Origin of the sequence: Massilia brevitalea, assembly GCF_030711405.1 — a bacterium.
Taxonomy (GTDB): Bacteria; Pseudomonadota; Gammaproteobacteria; order Burkholderiales; family Burkholderiaceae_D; genus Telluria; species Telluria brevitalea.
In genome coordinates, this window is record NZ_JAULSI010000003.1 from 172,541 (window position 1) to 187,718 (window position 15,178).

26 protein-coding genes are annotated in these 15,178 nt (G+C 63.6%); all 26 read left to right on the plus strand.

All coding sequences use genetic code 11. From position 1 onward, the window contains the following. The first annotated feature begins 62 nt into the window (after positions 1-62). The 26 genes from QWL29_RS02865 to QWL29_RS02990 all read left to right on the plus strand — a co-directional run bounded on the left by QWL29_RS02865 (position 63) and on the right by QWL29_RS02990 (position 15,139). Positions 63-200 (plus strand): hypothetical protein, encoded by a 138-nt coding sequence (locus QWL29_RS02865; protein ID WP_305821373.1) that lies wholly within the window; start codon positions 63-65, stop codon positions 198-200. Between the two features lie 339 nt (positions 201-539). Continuing rightward, positions 540-716: a hypothetical protein gene (locus QWL29_RS02870; RefSeq protein ID WP_305821374.1), complete on the plus strand. Its 177-nt coding sequence runs from the start codon at positions 540-542 to the stop codon at positions 714-716. Positions 717-719: 3 nt separating this feature from the next. Next, positions 720-1,103, plus strand: coding sequence for a hypothetical protein (locus QWL29_RS02875; RefSeq protein ID WP_305821375.1), 384 nt, complete (start codon positions 720-722; stop codon positions 1,101-1,103). Beyond that, entirely contained in the window at positions 1,100-1,354 is a 255-nt protein-coding gene (locus QWL29_RS02880) for a hypothetical protein (RefSeq protein ID WP_305821376.1), read from the plus strand. The genes QWL29_RS02875 and QWL29_RS02880 overlap by 4 nt, the downstream gene beginning before the upstream one ends. 154 nt (positions 1,355-1,508) lie before the next feature. Next, a complete protein-coding gene (locus tag QWL29_RS02885) occupies positions 1,509-1,667 on the plus strand; it encodes a hypothetical protein (protein ID WP_305821377.1) in 159 nt (52 codons plus the stop codon). Beyond that, complete coding sequence (locus tag QWL29_RS02890; protein ID WP_305821378.1) at positions 1,667-1,996, plus strand: HNH endonuclease; 330 nt, start codon at positions 1,667-1,669, stop codon at positions 1,994-1,996. Before QWL29_RS02885 ends, QWL29_RS02890 begins: the two co-directional genes overlap by 1 nt. Positions 1,997-2,010: 14 nt before the next feature. Next, positions 2,011-2,280 (plus strand): hypothetical protein, encoded by a 270-nt coding sequence (locus QWL29_RS02895; protein ID WP_305821379.1) that lies wholly within the window; start codon positions 2,011-2,013, stop codon positions 2,278-2,280. Between the two features lie 104 nt (positions 2,281-2,384). Then, positions 2,385-2,837 (plus strand): terminase small subunit, encoded by a 453-nt coding sequence (locus QWL29_RS02900; RefSeq protein ID WP_305821380.1) that lies wholly within the window; start codon positions 2,385-2,387, stop codon positions 2,835-2,837. 10 nt (positions 2,838-2,847) lie between these two features. After that, positions 2,848-4,566: a terminase large subunit gene (locus tag QWL29_RS02905; RefSeq protein WP_305821381.1), complete on the plus strand. Its 1,719-nt coding sequence runs from the start codon at positions 2,848-2,850 to the stop codon at positions 4,564-4,566. Next, positions 4,563-4,724, plus strand: a complete 162-nt coding sequence (locus QWL29_RS02910; RefSeq protein ID WP_305821382.1) for a hypothetical protein — start codon at positions 4,563-4,565, stop codon at positions 4,722-4,724. The genes QWL29_RS02905 and QWL29_RS02910 overlap by 4 nt, the downstream gene beginning before the upstream one ends. 2 nt (positions 4,725-4,726) lie before the next feature. Further along, positions 4,727-5,992 (plus strand): phage portal protein, encoded by a 1,266-nt coding sequence (locus tag QWL29_RS02915; protein WP_305821383.1) that lies wholly within the window; start codon positions 4,727-4,729, stop codon positions 5,990-5,992. Further along, entirely contained in the window at positions 5,989-6,948 is a 960-nt protein-coding gene (locus QWL29_RS02920) for a S49 family peptidase (RefSeq protein WP_305821384.1), read from the plus strand. Before QWL29_RS02915 ends, QWL29_RS02920 begins: the two co-directional genes overlap by 4 nt. 65 nt (positions 6,949-7,013) lie before the next feature. Then, entirely contained in the window at positions 7,014-8,339 is a 1,326-nt protein-coding gene (locus tag QWL29_RS02925; protein ID WP_305821385.1) for a phage major capsid protein, read from the plus strand. 59 nt (positions 8,340-8,398) lie between these two features. After that, positions 8,399-8,614 carry a hypothetical protein gene (locus QWL29_RS02930; protein WP_305821386.1) on the plus strand — a complete coding sequence of 72 codons (216 nt, stop codon included), beginning with the start codon at positions 8,399-8,401 and terminating at the stop codon, positions 8,612-8,614. A 3-nt stretch (positions 8,615-8,617) separates the two neighbouring features. After that, positions 8,618-8,827, plus strand: a complete 210-nt coding sequence (locus tag QWL29_RS02935; RefSeq protein ID WP_305821387.1) for a hypothetical protein — start codon at positions 8,618-8,620, stop codon at positions 8,825-8,827. Continuing rightward, on the plus strand, positions 8,811-9,281 hold the full coding sequence (locus QWL29_RS02940) for a phage tail fiber protein (RefSeq protein ID WP_305821388.1): 471 nt from the start codon (positions 8,811-8,813) through the stop codon (positions 9,279-9,281). Before QWL29_RS02935 ends, QWL29_RS02940 begins: the two co-directional genes overlap by 17 nt. Before the next feature lie 2 nt (positions 9,282-9,283). After that, complete coding sequence (locus QWL29_RS02945; RefSeq protein WP_305821389.1) at positions 9,284-9,742, plus strand: hypothetical protein; 459 nt, start codon at positions 9,284-9,286, stop codon at positions 9,740-9,742. Continuing rightward, the gene (locus QWL29_RS02950; RefSeq protein WP_305821390.1) at positions 9,739-10,191 is read left to right on the plus strand and encodes a hypothetical protein; all 453 of its coding nucleotides are present in this window, start codon (positions 9,739-9,741) and stop codon (positions 10,189-10,191) included. The genes QWL29_RS02945 and QWL29_RS02950 overlap by 4 nt, the downstream gene beginning before the upstream one ends. Continuing rightward, the gene (locus tag QWL29_RS02955) at positions 10,191-11,825 is read left to right on the plus strand and encodes a hypothetical protein (RefSeq protein WP_305821391.1); all 1,635 of its coding nucleotides are present in this window, start codon (positions 10,191-10,193) and stop codon (positions 11,823-11,825) included. Before QWL29_RS02950 ends, QWL29_RS02955 begins: the two co-directional genes overlap by 1 nt. Next, positions 11,822-12,364 carry a head-tail connector protein gene (locus QWL29_RS02960; protein WP_305821392.1) on the plus strand — a complete coding sequence of 181 codons (543 nt, stop codon included), beginning with the start codon at positions 11,822-11,824 and terminating at the stop codon, positions 12,362-12,364. The genes QWL29_RS02955 and QWL29_RS02960 overlap by 4 nt, the downstream gene beginning before the upstream one ends. Further along, positions 12,364-12,678, plus strand: coding sequence for a phage head closure protein (locus tag QWL29_RS02965; protein WP_305821393.1), 315 nt, complete (start codon positions 12,364-12,366; stop codon positions 12,676-12,678). Before QWL29_RS02960 ends, QWL29_RS02965 begins: the two co-directional genes overlap by 1 nt. Beyond that, a complete protein-coding gene (locus tag QWL29_RS02970) occupies positions 12,675-13,190 on the plus strand; it encodes an HK97-gp10 family putative phage morphogenesis protein (protein ID WP_305821394.1) in 516 nt (171 codons plus the stop codon). Before QWL29_RS02965 ends, QWL29_RS02970 begins: the two co-directional genes overlap by 4 nt. Next, positions 13,187-13,537, plus strand: coding sequence for a DUF3168 domain-containing protein (locus QWL29_RS02975; RefSeq protein ID WP_305821395.1), 351 nt, complete (start codon positions 13,187-13,189; stop codon positions 13,535-13,537). Before QWL29_RS02970 ends, QWL29_RS02975 begins: the two co-directional genes overlap by 4 nt. A gap of 90 nt (positions 13,538-13,627) precedes the next feature. Beyond that, positions 13,628-14,260 (plus strand): phage tail tube protein, encoded by a 633-nt coding sequence (locus QWL29_RS02980; protein WP_305821396.1) that lies wholly within the window; start codon positions 13,628-13,630, stop codon positions 14,258-14,260. A 106-nt stretch (positions 14,261-14,366) separates the two neighbouring features. Further along, positions 14,367-14,822, plus strand: coding sequence for a phage tail assembly chaperone (locus QWL29_RS02985; protein WP_305821397.1), 456 nt, complete (start codon positions 14,367-14,369; stop codon positions 14,820-14,822). An 11-nt stretch (positions 14,823-14,833) separates the two neighbouring features. Beyond that, on the plus strand, positions 14,834-15,139 hold the full coding sequence (locus QWL29_RS02990) for a DUF1799 domain-containing protein (RefSeq protein ID WP_305821398.1): 306 nt from the start codon (positions 14,834-14,836) through the stop codon (positions 15,137-15,139). Positions 15,140-15,178 lie beyond the last annotated feature (39 nt).

Sequence of the window (15,178 nt, forward strand, 5' to 3'; positions counted from 1 at the left end):
GCACCAAGCCCGCCTCCGCAAGGACTGCGGGCTTTTCTATTTCCGCCAACGAGAGGATGCATATGCGCTACCAAGCACGCTGGAGTAACGGAGCATGGAAGACGTTCGACCGTCAGCTCTTCGCCGACATCGATATCCACGCCAGCCAAAAGATGGCAGAAGAGAAGGTGGCCATCGCCAACGCCACGCGCCGCAAGTAGCCGGTGCCCCAGATGTCCTACTCCTCTGCTTTCCGGTACGAGCAGGATCTCACGCCTCACTGGCGCAACCAGTGACCACACCGCTGCCAGCTGCTGCGAGCGCAAATCGCTCTAGGTTATCAAGGCCAGCTCAGCCAGGCAGCGGTGTGGTGAATGCGCATTAGCTGATGCGCCCAGTTTAATAGGCATAGCCCTTGCGATGGAGTGCGCGCTCAGCAAGGGGATGTCGCCGGACCATTAGCACCGGCCGCCGCAACCTGTCTCCTCCAGCTCTCTCGCTGGACTTCGCCGCCGTAGCGTCCGCGCTGCTGGCGGCTTTTTTTATTCCCGAGGTTCGCAATGACCCAATCCACTCCAAAGCGCTCCACGCTGATCTTGGCCGTCAATGCAGCGCTCACGCTTGAGCAGCGCCAGAAGATCGAGGACAGAGTGCGCGTTGAGCTGCCGGCGGACGTTGGTGTGATCTTGCTCGACTCGTCGGTCAAGATCGCTGCCATTCTGCCTGCAGCCGAGTAAGTCATGGAGCGGCCAATCCCAAGCCTGCGCGTCCAGATCGGCAGCGAGATCGTGTTGCGCCGCGCCGAGCCGAATGTGCTCGAATGTGACGACCTGACCGGTCGCGCCACCGTCGTGCACCTGCGTCCGCAGCTTCGGCCCGGCGAGATCCTGGTCGAGCGCATGGGCGATATCCCGCTGATCATCGCCGACGCGAGCCTGATCTTCCCGACACCGACTGCTGAGACCATGGGCTTCGACACCTGGATGAAGCAGCGCACCGACCTGGCGCACGCCGAGTTCATGAAGCGCACGTCGCGTCTGCTGTGGTGCGACTGGCGCGCCGTGGTCACGACCGCCGACATCGCCAGGATCTACGGCATCCGTGCTGGAGAGGTGGAATCGTGAAACCGCTCGCCGAGATGTACCGCGACCAAATCATCCGCAGTGTCGTGCCTGACCGTCCGGCCATGTGCTACCCGGTCAGCAAGCCTGAAGCCTTGGCCGACGTATGCAACCTGCTTGCCGACGGCTACGAGGCCAAGCGCCTGCTGCGCGCCAAGGGCTGGGGCCAGGTCGGTATGACCGTGCTGGAGATCGCCCAGCTGCTCCCGTGCGCGCCGCAGCGACCAGCACGGAAGAAGAAAGGAAAGCGCTGATGGCGCGCCAGGGCATTCCGCCGCCACCGGCGCCGCCGCTCACTCGCATCGTCCGCGAGGGCGGCGGCAACCTTTGCCCGAAGTGCGGAAGCACTAGAAGCCGAAAGTATTGGCTCGTCGGCGCCCTGATCTGCGACCAGAAGGAGTGTAAGTAATGGCCAGTACAACGTTGACTTTCAAGCTCAAGGTGCGCTGGTGGCTGAAGTTCTACCTGGCTGGCGTGGTGCTCACCGCTCGACTGGCCCACTGCGAACCGAACTGGGCGCGTGTTCGCTACTGGGTCGGCAAGGGCATCAAGATCGAGGCCCGCTGATGCCGAAGCTGCGAACCCTGCAGTCGCGGTTGCAGCCGGCTAGGCTCACGCGGCTTGCGCCGGCGCCCACCGCCACGGTTGAACGCAAACGCGGGAGCGCCGGCGTTGCGGACCGCGAGCGCATCCGCCGTCGCGACTGCGGCCTATGCCAGGCGTGCGCCGCCAACGGCGCCACAAGCCTCGGCGTAGCGGTCGACCACAAGGTCCCGCTGTGGGCAGGCGGCAGCGACGACGACTCAAACAAATGGCTGCTCTGCAAGCCCTGCCATGACGCCAAGACGGCCGAGGAGGCGCGGCAGCGTGCCGCCGGCGGCTTGGTCGCAGGCTGACTTTCGGAGGTTTCATGCTCATCAAGAAGATTGCCCAAGGCGAAATCCTGCCGCGCTTCTATGGCGTCGCGTGGGTTGACTGGTATCGAGACCAGGCTGTGTGCCTGCCGCTCGGATTTAACCTGCTGGCGGCGTGCGCGCGCGGCCTGTTCTACAGCATCAAGAACGCTGGACGACTGGTCCGCGTCAACCCACGCGACGCCTACGAGCAGGGTCGGAGGGATGGTCGCGCCGAGGCGAGTCGGTCGCTCGACATCCAGCCGACCAAGCCCTGGCCCCGCTGACAGCGGCCTGAGGGGAGGGGGGAGTCAAAGTCTGGGGTGCCTGACCCTCGGACACCACCCTGTACCCCACGCGCAGAAAAAAGTCCCCTTGGAGGAAATTGTTAATGGCTTTAACAGGCAAAAAGCGAGCCTTCGCCGATGCCGTTTTGGCCGGGTTCTCGAATAAGGAAGCGGCGATTCGCGCCGGGTACAGCGAGGCGACAGCGTCAGCTGCGGGTTCTCGACTTGTTAAAGACAAGGATGTTAAAGCTCGCCTCGACCAGGCGCGGCAAGCCCAGGGCGCAAGTACCCGGACAGTGGCACCGCCGGCGGGTGAGCCGCATGTCGACACGATCGAAATTCCCTCGACCGCTGACCCCGTCGAATTCCTCACTAACGTGATGAACGAGCCGGCAGCCGACCTCCGGCTTCGGATCGACGCCGCAAAGGCAATGCTGCCGTTCAAGCACAAGAAGCTGGGCGAGGGCGGCAAGAAAGAGCAGGCCGGCGAGAAGGCGAAGTCAGTTGCCAGCCGATTTTCCTCAAGTGCGCCGCCGGCGCTGAAGGCAGTGAAGTAAGGATCGCAACATGGAATGGTCGACCGCCTGTCCGGATTGGGAGCACAGGCTGAAGGCCAAGCTGTCGATCATCCCGCCTCCGATCTTCCCGGAGCAGGCCGAGCAGGCGCTGGCAATCTTCAAGCAGCTGCGCGTCTGCGACCTGCCGAAGTCGATCTGGGATGAAGACCTGCAGGAGTATCGAAGCCCGAACTTCGGTGAGTGCAGTGAGCAGTGGGTTTTCGATTTTGTGGCAGCCATCTTCGGCGGCTACGACGCGGAGACAGGCAACCAGCTGATCCGCGAGTATTACCTGCTGATCAGCAAAAAGAACACGAAATCGACCATCGCAGCCGGCATCATGCTCACGGCAGTCATCCTGTGCTGGCGCGAGGGCGAAGAGCACCTGATTCTGGCGCCGACCAAAGAGGTGGCCGACAACAGTTTCAAGCCGGCCGCCGCCATGGTGCGCGCCGATCCCGAGCTGATGGACCTGTTTCATGTCCAGGACCATGTCCGCACGATCACTCACCGCGTGTCGAACGCGTCGCTGAAGGTCGTCGCGGCCGATACAGACACCGTTTCGGGTAAAAAGTCCGGCCGGGTGCTGATCGACGAGCATTGGCTGTTCGGCAAGCGCTCGAACGCCGAAGCGATGTTCATGGAGGCACTCGGCGGCCAGGTTTCGCGGAACGAAGGGTGGGTCATCTACCTGACGACTCAAAGCGACGAGCCGCCGGCTGGTGTGTTCAAGGACAAGCTGAACTACTTCCGCGATGTCCGCGACGGCAAGATCGACGACCCGCGCTCGCTGGGCGTGCTGTACGAATATCCGCCAGAAATGGTGAAGAAAAAGGCGTACCTCGATCCGACGACCTTCTACATCACGAACCCGAACATGGGGCGCTCGGTCAGCGCCGATTGGCTTGAGGATCAGCTCAAGAAAATCCAGGCGCGGACGGACGGCGCGTTCCAACAGTTCCTGGCTAAGCACCTGAACATCGAAATCGGCCTCAACCTGCGTTCCGACCGATGGGCGGGCGTCGATTTCTGGGAATCTGCGGGCGACAAGTCCATCACCCTGGATTCGCTGATTGAGCGCAGCGAGGTAGCCGTGGTCGGAGTCGATGGCGGCGGGCTGGATGACTTGTTAGGTCTGGCAGTGCTGGGGCGTGAGAGAAATACCGGCAAGTGGCTCCTTTGGTGCCATGCATGGGCTCACCAGATCGCGCTGAAGCGGCGCCAGGAGATCGCGCCTCGCTTACTCGACTTCCAGGCGGATGGCGATCTGACAATCGTAGACAAGCCCGGGCCCGATGTCGCGGGTGTAGCCGATATCGTTGAGCGCCTTCGTGATGTCGGCTTGCTCCCAGAGAAGTACGGGATCGGCGTAGATGGCGCGGGCATTGGCGCGCTAGTCAAAGAGCTGGTTCTTCGAGGATTCTCCACTGAGCCTGAGCGCGACATTGTTGCGATCTCACAAGGTTGGAAACTCACCGGGGCAATTAAGGACACCGAGCGCGCTCTCGCCGGTGGCGAAATGCTTCATGGAGACCGGCCACTCATGGCCTGGTGCGTCTCGAATGCTCGCACACAAGCCCACGGCAACGCCATCAGCGTGAACAAGCAGGCTAGTGGCACCGGCAAAATCGACCCGCTCATGGCCACGTTCGACGCTGTTTCCTTGATGGCGCTAAACCCTGTCGCAATGGCGGCTGGATCAATTTATGACGAAGGCATAACGATATGACCGCACTGGACTGGATCACGCTGCTGGCCGGCGTGCTGGGCCTGGGCCTGCTCACCGCCGGCGCCGCGCTGATCTACCAGCCGGCCGGCTTCATCGTGCCCGGCCTGGCGCTGCTCGCCTGGTCCTACATGGTCGCGCGTCGCGGCAGCAAAGGCTAAAAATGTTCGCACGACAGTTTTTCTCGGGCCAGCCCGTCAGTGCTGGCGGCGGGTGGCTGTCCGGACTTGGCGGCACGCGCTCCGAAGCGGGGCCGGTGGTCACACCGGAAAGCGCACTTGCCCTTACATCCTTGCAGGCCTGCGTCACCATCTTGGCCGAGAGCGTTGCACAGCTGCCGGTCGAGTTGTTCCGGCGCAAGGGTGAGGGTAAGCGCGAGCCGGCCCGCGATCACAAGCTCTACCGACTCATCGCCTGGGAACCGAACGAGTGGCAGACACCGTTCGAATACCGCGAGCAAAAACAGCTGAAGGTAGGCCTGCAGGGCAACTCGTACAGCAAGATCATTCGCGCGTCGGATGGCACGCCGGAGGCGTTGCACCCGATCGATGGCATCGTCACGGTGTACAAGGGCAGCGATCTGCGTCCGTACTACAGCATCGACGGCGGCGAGCTGCTGCCGCAGCGGATGATTCACCACGTCCGCTGGACTGGGCTGAATAACTACGTCGGCCTCTCGCCGGTCATGCTCCACGCGAACACCATCGGCCATGTGCAGGCAATTCAGCAGTACGCCGGCAAGTCGTTCCTGAACGGGACCGCGCTGTCGGGCGTCATCGAGCGGCCGCGCGAAAGTGGCGCGATCAAGGACCAAGGCGTGATCGATCGCCTGGTGGAGCAGTGGACGCAGCGTTACGGAGGCAGCACCAACGCCAAAAAGGTGGCGATGCTGCAGGAGGGGATGACGTTTAAGCCCCTGTCGATGACTAACGTCGACGCAGAGCTTATCCCCGCCCTCAAGCTGGGTTCGCTCGAGATCGCGCGCATTTACAAGATGCCGCCGCACATGATCGGCGAGCTGGATAAGGCCACGTTCTCGAACATCGAGCACCAGGGAATCCAGTTCGTCATTTACACCCTGCTGCCGTGGATCAAGCGGCACGAGCAGGCCATGATGCGCGACCTGCTGCTGCCGAGCGAGCGCGCCGATTATTACATCGAGTTCAACGTCTCCGGCCTGCTGCGCGGCGACCAGAAGTCGCGCTACGAAGCGTATGCCGTAGCGCGGAACTGGGGCTGGCTGTCGGTCAACGACATCCGGCGCCTAGAAAATCTGCCGCCAGTTGCCGGTGGCGACGTCTACCTGCAGCCGCTGAACATGGTCGATGCAGCGAATCCGCAAGCCGGCACGCCGGCCCAAGTCTTGCCGCCGCCTGACACGAAGGCGAAGCCTGAGCAGGTCAAAGAAATCGAAAGAATCCTCGCATGAAAAACCGCTTCCGTATCGCCAGCATGATCTTCAACCAGCCGTTGATGGTCACCGAGTCGATGCTCGACCAGGCTGCGGCCTGGGCGAACCAGCAGATGAGCCTGAACATCGTCAACCTGAGCGTCAACGGCGCCCAGCCGCAGATGATGGAGGATGACGATGGTCCGTACGAGACCGCAGCGATGCGCGCTGAGTCGGCGCGGCGCCAGACTATCGCTGATACGGGTGTCGCTATCATCCCGGTGCATGGCGTTTTGGTCAGCCGCAGCATGCAGATGAATCCCTGCGAGACGATGACCAGCTACGAGCAGGTGCGTGCACAGGTACATGCTGCGCTCGCCGACCCGGCTGTCGAACAGATCGCCTTCGACATCGACAGCCCCGGCGGCAGCACCGTGGGTGCTTTCGAGCTGGCCGACTTCCTGTTCGACGCGCGCGGCGTCAAGCCGATGAGTGCAATCACCCATTTCAGCGCCTACTCGGCCGGCTACCTCTTGGCGTCTGCGGTCGGCAACGTGTCGATGTCGCGCACATCCGGTGTCGGTTCGGTCGGCGTGATCGCCAAGCACCTCGACGTCTCGGCCCGCAATGAGCAGATGGGCGTCAAGGTGACCACGGTCTATGCCGGCGCGCACAAGAACGATCTGAGCCCTCACGAGCCCCTATCGGATCAGTCGCTGAAGTTTCTGAACGATATGGTGCAGGGCTACTACAGTCAGTTCGTGGATTCGGTCGCCAAGTACCGCGGCATCGGCGCAGACGCAGTGCGCGGAACCGAGGCCGGTGTCTTCATGGGGCAGCAGGGTATCGACGTCGGTTTTGCCGACCGCATTGAAACCCCGCAAGCCGCGATCGACCGAATCGCTGCCGAGGCGCACCAGGCGCGCGTGGCGCGGAATACCAAGACCTCCATCGGTGCCCGCGCAAAAGCGATGGCGCTCCAGAACCAAATTTGACCGCGTTCGCGGGACAAGCAACCGACCGCCCTTGAGGCGGTTTTTTCATTTCTAGGAAGGGCAATATGCCAACCATTAACGAACTCCGCAGCGAACGCGCCAAGGTCAACGCCAGCGTGCAAGCTCTGGCCCAGATCGAAGCCAGCGGTACCGCGCTGAGCGCCGAGCAGGTCCAACAATTCACCGATCTGCAGGCGCGTTTCGGCGAGCTGACCGCGCAGATCAGCCGCATGGAAGCAGCCGAGACCATCGCCGCCGCTGCGGCGGTGCCGGTCGACCGCGCGCTGAACGCCGCACACCAGCCGGCCGCGCCTCCTGCAGCCGGTGCCAGCCTCCCAGCAACCCCGCGCGCGCCGGAAGTTCCTGGCGCCAAGATGGCGCGCATGGTCCGCGCGCTTGCCGCCACCCAGGGCAACGTCCAGGAGGCCGCCAAGTTCGCCATGAACAACCAGTTCGGCGAAGAAGTCGCGATGTCCCTGAATACGCTCACCTCGAGCGCCGGCGGCGTGCTGGTCCCGACCAATCTCGCATCCGAAGTGATCGAGCTGCTGCGCCCGAAAGCACTGGTCCGCCGCATGGGAGCCCGCCCGTTGCCGCTGTCGAACGGTAATTTGACCATTCCACGTCTGAAGGGCGGCGCCGTGGTCGGTTACATCGGCAGCGACACCGATGCGCCAGTCACCAACCAGTCGTTCGCGGACTTGAAGCTGTCGAGCAAAAAGCTCGCGGCACTCGTGCCGATCTCGAATGACCTGCTGGGCTACTCGGGCTCGAACCCCAACGTCGACCGCATCATCGTGGACGACCTGACCGCTGCGATCGCTATCCGCGAAGACAAGGCGTTCATCCGCGACGACGGCACCAACAACACCCCGAAAGGCCTGCTGGCCTGGGCGCTGACCGGCAATAAGATCGCCGCCTCGGACGGCGCCACGCTGCAGAAGATCGAGACCGACCTGAACAAGGCCATTCTGGCCTTGGAAGGCGTCGACGCCAACATGCTGCAGCCGGGCTGGATGATGTCGCCGCGTACCTTCCGCTTCCTGGAAGCGCTCCAGAACGGCAACGGTACCAAGGTGTATCCAAGTCTGGAAAACAAGGTGCTGAAGGGCTACCCAGTCGGTATCACCACCCAGATCCCGAACAACCTGGGCACCGGTTCGAACCAGTCGGAAATCTACTTCGTGGACTTCGGCGACTGCTTCATCGGCGAGGACGAGACGCTGCTGATCGACTACTCGAAGGAAGCCACCTACAAGGACAGCGACGGCTCCATGGTCAGCGCCTTCCAACGTGACCAGACCCTGATCCGCGTGATCGCAAAGCATGACTTCGGTCCGCGCCACGTCGAATCGATCTCGGTCCTGACCGGCGTCGCCTGGGGCGCGTAACGCGCTTTTGCCGCCGGCGCGCCGCGGCGCGCCGGTCTGCCTCTTAACTGGAGCTGACCATGAAATCAGTTAAATTCATCAAGCCCTGGAGCATGTATAGCCCAGGCGACGTTGCCGGCTTCGAAGAAGACCGCGCCGCGGCAATCATCAAAACCGGAGCTGCTGAGCCGCACGAGGTTTCGGACGGCGAGCCTGTCGTCGAAGAGCAGCAGCAGGATCCTGCAGCTGAGCCTGCCAGTGACGAGCTCAAGCCAGCCGGTCGCAAGGCCAAGTAAGCGATGAAGCCCGCAACCGTCGCCTGGCTCGCCAAGCTGCGCGCCCAGGCGGCGGAGCCGGGAATCATCTACGTTACCGTGCGCGGCCCGCGCGGCAGCATCCCCGTCTTCCCTGAAGACATAACGAATAAATCAGACGAGCAGCTGCTTGCATTCCTTTGCGAGAGGCTGAGCGCAACTCCAACACGAGGCCAAGATGTCCGCGCAGAGTGACAATTTCGAAAACAAGTACATCGACTGGCTGTTCCGCGCGCAAGCGCTGGGCCTGGCCGGGTCGACCGCCGCCGCTGGCTCGGGCCCGGCCACGATGTACATCAGCCTGAAGCTGGCGGCCGATACCGACGCCGCCCAGGGCGCCGAGGTATCCGGCGGCGGCTATGCGCGCGTACCCGTGGTGTCGTCACTGGCCAACTGGGCCGGTACCCAGGGCGCCGGCAGCACGCAGGTGTCGAACGGCACCAGCGGCACGACGTCGAACAACGCTGCCGTCACGTTCCCCACGCCGAGCGCGGCTTGGGGCCAGGTGGTGGGCTTCGGCATCCACGATTCGCTGACCGGCGGTGCCGAGCTGTTCTACGCTGCGCTCGCCGCGCCCAAGACCATCAACAACGGCGACCCTGCGCCGTACTTCGCGCCAGGTTCGCTGACCGTCCAGGTCGACAACTGACCATGCTGAACCAAAACCAGATTGATGCGCTGGCTGTCGTGGCCGGCCGCGCGCTCACCCCGGCCGAGCTGGTTGTGCTCGAGCCGCTGGTGTGCGCCCGCAACGACGTCGAGATCGCGGCGATCCTGTCCGTCGGACGGACAGCATACGGCGCGACGCAAATTGGTGAGGGCACGGTTGTCGCCGTCATGGATCCCCGTGGAGGCCTGTTCCTGGATGCTGTCGTGGAGCTGGGCCAGGTCGACCGCGACGTTCATTGGGGCATGGCCCCGGTCCGGCGTGGCGTCTTGGACCTGAGCGTGCCGGCCGCGCGCGCATCGCTCATTGCGCTGCGGTCGAAACTGCCCAACTACGCGGCCGAGATCGATAAGCTCCTGCAGGTGGGCGTGGTCCCGGACCCGATCGACTTCAATGTCGTGTCGGATGCTCTTAACAACGCGGAAGGACGGATGACCCTGTGAGCGGAGAAAACACTGTCGTCTACGGCGCGACGAAGGTACTCGAGTCGGCGGGCATTTTAATCGCAAATAATGCGCTCGCCGCGGCTTCGGCCCTCTACGGCATCGAGGCCGATGGCGCCGGGTTTCCGGATGCCGAGTTTGTGCTGACGGTCAACTATTCGACCACGCCGACCGACATGTCGCTGCTTTCGCTTTACGCGCGGCCGATGGACGTCGACGGTGACACGGATACCGACGCTCCCGACGCCACGCGCCCGAACGTCTTCATCGGCGCGTTTCAGGTGGACAACCGCACCGGCGCGCAAACGCTGGTGCTGACGCCGCTCGGGTTCGTACGCGACCTGCCGCGCAAGGCAGAGTATTACATCCACAACAACGGCACCGGCCAGGCAGTGCAAGCAGGCTGGGTACTGAAGGTCACCCCGCGCTCGAATAAGGCCGCTCCCTAATGTCGATGCTCACTCTTCCGCGCCGCGCTTCCCGTCAGCCGGTTCGGGAGGTCGTGATCGACCGCACAAACCATTTGACCGATGGACTGTTCGGCGGTTACCTGGCGAGCACTGGTAGATATTTCGGGGCGGCGGCCGCCGCCGGAGCGCGTTTTGGCGGCACGCCTCGCATGGTGTTCGATCCGAAGTTCGGATTCGGAGTTCGGCGCAACGACACGTTAGGCGGCTCCATCAACCAAGTGGTGACTGGCCGGGCGGCCATGACCACCTCGGATGTCACCATTCTTGCTGTGGCGCGACCGTCGTCGAGCACGAGTGCTGGCGCATACCTGGCGACGATGGCGCAAAACGCCGGCGCTGTCGGCCTCAGCATTCGCTCAGGAACTGGTACCGAAGCCCGGTACCAGATGACCATCTACATCAACGCAACGCGGGTTATTGGGGGATCGATACCGGTTTCCCCAACGCGCGAGGTCGCAGTTGTCGTCGGTCGTCACATTCGCAACGTCGAACAGGCTCTGTTCGTCAACGGCGTGAAAGACCCTGCAGTCGGGAATTTCACAGGGTCGACCATCAACCTGTCGCACTTCGGCGTGCTAAGCACAGGTCCGGAGCAAGAAACCTACATGCTGCTTGTGTGGGACCGAGCGCTGTCGGATGAAGAAATCGCGCGGATTTCCGCCGACCCGTATCAAGTTTTCGCTGAGCCTGGCCGTCCGATGTTCCTCAAGACGGGAGCGCCGGTCGTGCCGGAGTTGCTACTGGCCGGCGGCGCGCAGGTTTCCGTCACTGCTGCCGGTGCGCTATCGACCGCTGTTCGCCTCGGTGGCGCCGCGGTAATTCGCACGTCGACATCGGGCGCGCTCGCTACGTCGCTGTCGCTGGCCGGCGTCGGTGCCGCGCGATCCTCGGCCAGCGGCGCGCTGTCGACAGGGATCGAGCTGGGCGGCGTCGCTTCGACCCGCACCGTCGCTGCAGGCGTCTTGTCCACCGAGATACCGTTGACGGGTGCTGTAGCTGCACGTGCTACGGCCGCCGGCGTGCTGTCCACTGATGCCGCAACACTATCCGGCTTCGTGATCGCGGGCTCGGCCGCGACCGGCTCGCTCTCGACGGCGATCTCTCTTGCCGGCACTGCCGCGATGCGCGCACTCGCTTCCGGGCAGCTGGCTGGCGATGGCGCCGCGCTGGCTGGCGCCGTCACGGCGCGCGCGTCGGCGGCTGGCGAGTTGTCCACAGTTATCGCGCTGTCCGGCGCGGCCTCGTGTTTCGTCGAAGTCTCGGGCTACATGGCCGGCGCTGGCGTGGCGTTGTCCGGTGCGGCACTAGTCCGCGCGAGCGTGGCCGGCTGGCTGTCGACGTCGATCAGCCTGGCTGGTGCCGGCGCGGCGCGCTCGAGCGGAACGGCGGCGCTGACGACCGCGATTGCGCTGGGTGGTCTGGCGCGCGCATCAGCATCAGGCGCTGGCGATCTGACTGTCGGCATCCAGTATGCCCGCGCGCCGGCCGGCGCCGGCTACACGCCGCGGCGCAATGAATATCAGGCCCGCCCGGCGCAGGGCGGCCACCAGTCACGCCCTGCCCAGGCTTCCGCCGGCGGCCGGCCACCAGCAACACAGGAAAATTACCGATGACCCCGAAAGTGATCACGCCGCCGGCGCAGCTGGCGGTTTCTCTCGACGCCGCTATTACGGCAGCGCGCGCGAACGGCGCGGGCCTGGACGCCGAGGTCGAGCAGGCTGTCAAGACGGCCACGGCGGAAGCGGAGTTCGAAACGCAGCGAGCGTTCATCGAGCAGACCTTGCGGCTCACGCTCGACCGCTTCGATGGTGCCATCAAGCTTCCGCGCCCGCGGTTGATCTCGGTGGCGCACGTGAAGTTCATCGACCAAGCCGACCAGCAGCAGACGCTCGACCCGCAGGATTACCAGGTCGACGCTGAAAGCGAGCCAGCCTACATCGTGCCGGCGCCGGGCAAGGCCTGGCCGGCAACCGCGGCGCGAATCAACGCCGTCGAGGTGCAGTACGTGGCCGGCTACGGCCCGGATCACACCAGCGTGCCGGACTCGATCAAAGGCTTCATCCTGCGCCGCGTGGCCGAGCAGTTCGGCCAGCTGTCCGCATCGATGGCCGCCAGTGCGGTGCGCTTGCTGGACGGGGAGGTGGTGTACTGATGTTCAACGACTACCTGACTTTTTTCAAGCCGTCGCAAGAGCGCGACGCTGCTGGACAACGAAAACCGGGACAGGCGTGGGTGCCAGTCGAGCCGGGTATGCGGGGCGATGTCCGCCACCTGCGCGGGCTGGAAACGCTGCGCGCCGACGCCGAGGTTTCGGTGCTGCGCGCGTCGATCCGCACCTGGTACCGGCCTGACATCGACGAGACGATGCGAGTCGTGCACAGCGGTCGGACCTACGCCATCAAGGCGCCGCCGCTGCGCAATACCGACCGTCGCTTCATGGATCTGGTCTGCGAGAGCGTGAAATGATCCACTTCGATACTTCCGACCTCATCGAGACCGTGCGGCAGACCGCCGAGCAGGTCACCAATTCGATCGACGAATCCACGCTGCGCACTGTTGGCTATGCAGGCGCCGACCTATTCCGCGATCAAGCAAAACAGAATGCGCTGTCGAACAAGGAGACCGGCCTGCTGTACGACAGCATCATCGTAAAGCGAATTGAGGAGGAGTCGGACGGCGGCAAGGTACAGGTCTACCTGGTTACGGTGCGTAACGGCAGCTCAGCCAGGGACGGCGCCTACTACTGGCGCTGGGTCGAAAACGGACACAGGTTCGTGCCGAGGAACAAGAACATCAGCGCGAAGACCGGCCGCAAGGTCGGCTGGGCAGCGCATCGCCGCGCGGCCGAGCTCGAATACGGCAATGCCAGGGTCCGCGCGTATCCGTTCATGCGACCCGCGTATGAGAGCAGAAAGCACGACGCCGTCGACCTGATGACGCGCACGCTGGCCGAACAACTGGCGAGGAATTCGACATGACACCACATGAGAAGATCTTTTCGGTGCTGGGCGAGCTGGCCGGCGGCCGGGTGTTCCCCGGGATCGCCGAGCCAGACACGCCCACCCCCTACATCACGTTCCAGGTGATCGGCGGCCCGCCCATCAACTTCGTCACCGGCGAGACGCCGACGAAGCGCTTCGTCCGAGTGCAGATCAACATGTGGTCCGCCACCTCCATCGAGGCATTCGAGGTGGCGGCGCACGTCGAGAGCGCCCTGCGCGCGGAGACGGCGCTGCAGACGGAGGCGCTGACCAGCGCCGGTGACACGTACGATGAACTGACGGAGTACCGGGGCGCCATGCAGGAGTTCCAACTCTTCCTCTGATCCAGCATTACCCCTTCCAGGCCGCCCCGAGCAATCCGGGCGGCCTTTTCTTCGCCCGGCTTCCGGGCTCTTTACCTGAAAGGCCCAACAATGCAACTGCCAAACAACATCGCGTTCGCCCTGGCGAGCGTTTTCGCCGCTGCTGTGACCATCACCGCAGCGAGTAACGCCGCAGAGGCGGTGTGCACCGCAACCAACACCTTCGCTGCTGGCGACTACGTCGAGTACACCGGCGGCTGGAGCAAGGCCAACGGCCGCGTGTTCCGTCTGAAGGCGGCTACCGCCTCCAACTTTACCCTCGAAGGCCTGGACACCACCGACGTCACCCTGTTCCCAGCCGGCGCCGGCATTGGCAGCGTACGCAAGATCACCACCTGGGTGCCGATTGTCGGCGTGACCGCCGCGGAAGTTTCCGGCGGCGAAGGCAAGTTCGTCGAAGTGCCGCTGCTCGACACCGACATGCCGGTCAACCTGCCGGACGGTTTTTCGGCGACCAGCGTAGCGCTGACGATTGCCGACGAGAAGGGCGCCGCGCACCATACCGCACTGAAAGCCGTGTCGGACGGCGTAAAGCTGACCTGCCTGCGCGGCATCCTGCCAGGTGGTGCCGTGCTGCTGTATGCCGGCTACTGCTCGTTCAACGAGTCGCCCACCCTGGCCAAGGGCAGCGTGATGGCCGTGAAGGCCACCTTCTCGCTGCAGAACAAGGTCGTCCGCTACTAATCCAGTTTGCCAGCCGGTGCCGAACGGTCGGCGCCAGCTTTTACGCCGCGAGGTCATTCCTCGCGGTCTTTTTCTTCTGCTCTACCTCATCTGAAAGATAAAAATCATGGCAAAAGCTACCAAGATCGTCCTGGGCAAACGTCCGCAGAATTTCAAGAAGGAAGTCCAGTGCACCATGCTGGATGGCGCGCTGGGCTGCATGGAAGTCGACTATGTCTACCGCAGCCGCACCGAGCTGGCCGAGCTCACCGACGAACTGCAGGCCAAGCTGAAGAACGAGGCGAACGCCGAGATCGAGCGCTTCAATGCCGCCGTGGCCAAGGCCAAGGAAACCGGCGAGGCAATCCCGGAATTCTCGATGACCCAGACCGAAATCGTGAAGCGTCAGTCGGCCATCAACGTCGATTACATTCTGAAGATCGTCAAGGGCTGGAACCTGGACGCCGACTTCGACAAGGACGGCGTGGCCGAGCTGGTGGACACGCTGCCAGCGATGGCCGAGGCGATCAAGTCCGACTACCGCGCCGCGATCAACGAAGGCCGCCTGGGAAACTCCGTCTAATCGCCGAGGCGATGTACACGCCAGGTCCGACAAAAAAGGACCTGGCCCAGATGGAGCTTGCGGGCCTGACGCTCGATGACTTCGACGACGAGGTGGTCGAGATCTGGCCGGAACACTGGGACGCCTATGCGCTGTTCGCCTACATGCGCACGCAGTGGCGCGCCGGCGGCATGGGCCTGATCGGCCTGGACTACGCCGTCCTGCATCGGAAGATGGACCGCATGGGGCTGGACTCGGTGCAGTACGACGAGATCGAGTCGGACGTCCAGGTGATGGAGTTCGCCGCCCTCAACATCATGAACAGCCGCGACGAATAGTTGGCACAAAGCCAGCACGATGCAGCGCAGCCACCTTCG

Bases quoted from the DNA above. Each gene is read 5' to 3' on its own strand.
- QWL29_RS02865 (WP_305821373.1), top strand. From the start codon at position 63: ATGCGCTACCAAGCACGCTGGAGTAACGGAGCATGGAAGACGTTCGAC.
- QWL29_RS02870 (WP_305821374.1), top strand. From the start codon at position 540: ATGACCCAATCCACTCCAAAGCGCTCCACGCTGATCTTGGCCGTCAAT.
- QWL29_RS02875 (WP_305821375.1), top strand. From the start codon at position 720: ATGGAGCGGCCAATCCCAAGCCTGCGCGTCCAGATCGGCAGCGAGATC.
- QWL29_RS02885 (WP_305821377.1), top strand. From the start codon at position 1,509: ATGGCCAGTACAACGTTGACTTTCAAGCTCAAGGTGCGCTGGTGGCTG.
- QWL29_RS02890 (WP_305821378.1), top strand. From the start codon at position 1,667: ATGCCGAAGCTGCGAACCCTGCAGTCGCGGTTGCAGCCGGCTAGGCTC.
- QWL29_RS02895 (WP_305821379.1), top strand. From the start codon at position 2,011: ATGCTCATCAAGAAGATTGCCCAAGGCGAAATCCTGCCGCGCTTCTAT.
- QWL29_RS02900 (WP_305821380.1), top strand. From the start codon at position 2,385: ATGGCTTTAACAGGCAAAAAGCGAGCCTTCGCCGATGCCGTTTTGGCC.
- QWL29_RS02905 (WP_305821381.1), top strand. From the start codon at position 2,848: ATGGAATGGTCGACCGCCTGTCCGGATTGGGAGCACAGGCTGAAGGCC.
- QWL29_RS02910 (WP_305821382.1), top strand. From the start codon at position 4,563: ATGACCGCACTGGACTGGATCACGCTGCTGGCCGGCGTGCTGGGCCTG.
- QWL29_RS02915 (WP_305821383.1), top strand. From the start codon at position 4,727: ATGTTCGCACGACAGTTTTTCTCGGGCCAGCCCGTCAGTGCTGGCGGC.
- QWL29_RS02920 (WP_305821384.1), top strand. From the start codon at position 5,989: ATGAAAAACCGCTTCCGTATCGCCAGCATGATCTTCAACCAGCCGTTG.
- QWL29_RS02925 (WP_305821385.1), top strand. From the start codon at position 7,014: ATGCCAACCATTAACGAACTCCGCAGCGAACGCGCCAAGGTCAACGCC.
- QWL29_RS02930 (WP_305821386.1), top strand. From the start codon at position 8,399: ATGAAATCAGTTAAATTCATCAAGCCCTGGAGCATGTATAGCCCAGGC.
- QWL29_RS02935 (WP_305821387.1), top strand. From the start codon at position 8,618: ATGAAGCCCGCAACCGTCGCCTGGCTCGCCAAGCTGCGCGCCCAGGCG.
- QWL29_RS02940 (WP_305821388.1), top strand. From the start codon at position 8,811: ATGTCCGCGCAGAGTGACAATTTCGAAAACAAGTACATCGACTGGCTG.
- QWL29_RS02945 (WP_305821389.1), top strand. From the start codon at position 9,284: ATGCTGAACCAAAACCAGATTGATGCGCTGGCTGTCGTGGCCGGCCGC.
- QWL29_RS02955 (WP_305821391.1), top strand. From the start codon at position 10,191: ATGTCGATGCTCACTCTTCCGCGCCGCGCTTCCCGTCAGCCGGTTCGG.
- QWL29_RS02960 (WP_305821392.1), top strand. From the start codon at position 11,822: ATGACCCCGAAAGTGATCACGCCGCCGGCGCAGCTGGCGGTTTCTCTC.
- QWL29_RS02965 (WP_305821393.1), top strand. From the start codon at position 12,364: ATGTTCAACGACTACCTGACTTTTTTCAAGCCGTCGCAAGAGCGCGAC.
- QWL29_RS02970 (WP_305821394.1), top strand. From the start codon at position 12,675: ATGATCCACTTCGATACTTCCGACCTCATCGAGACCGTGCGGCAGACC.
- QWL29_RS02975 (WP_305821395.1), top strand. From the start codon at position 13,187: ATGACACCACATGAGAAGATCTTTTCGGTGCTGGGCGAGCTGGCCGGC.
- QWL29_RS02980 (WP_305821396.1), top strand. From the start codon at position 13,628: ATGCAACTGCCAAACAACATCGCGTTCGCCCTGGCGAGCGTTTTCGCC.
- QWL29_RS02985 (WP_305821397.1), top strand. From the start codon at position 14,367: ATGGCAAAAGCTACCAAGATCGTCCTGGGCAAACGTCCGCAGAATTTC.
- QWL29_RS02990 (WP_305821398.1), top strand. From the start codon at position 14,834: ATGTACACGCCAGGTCCGACAAAAAAGGACCTGGCCCAGATGGAGCTT.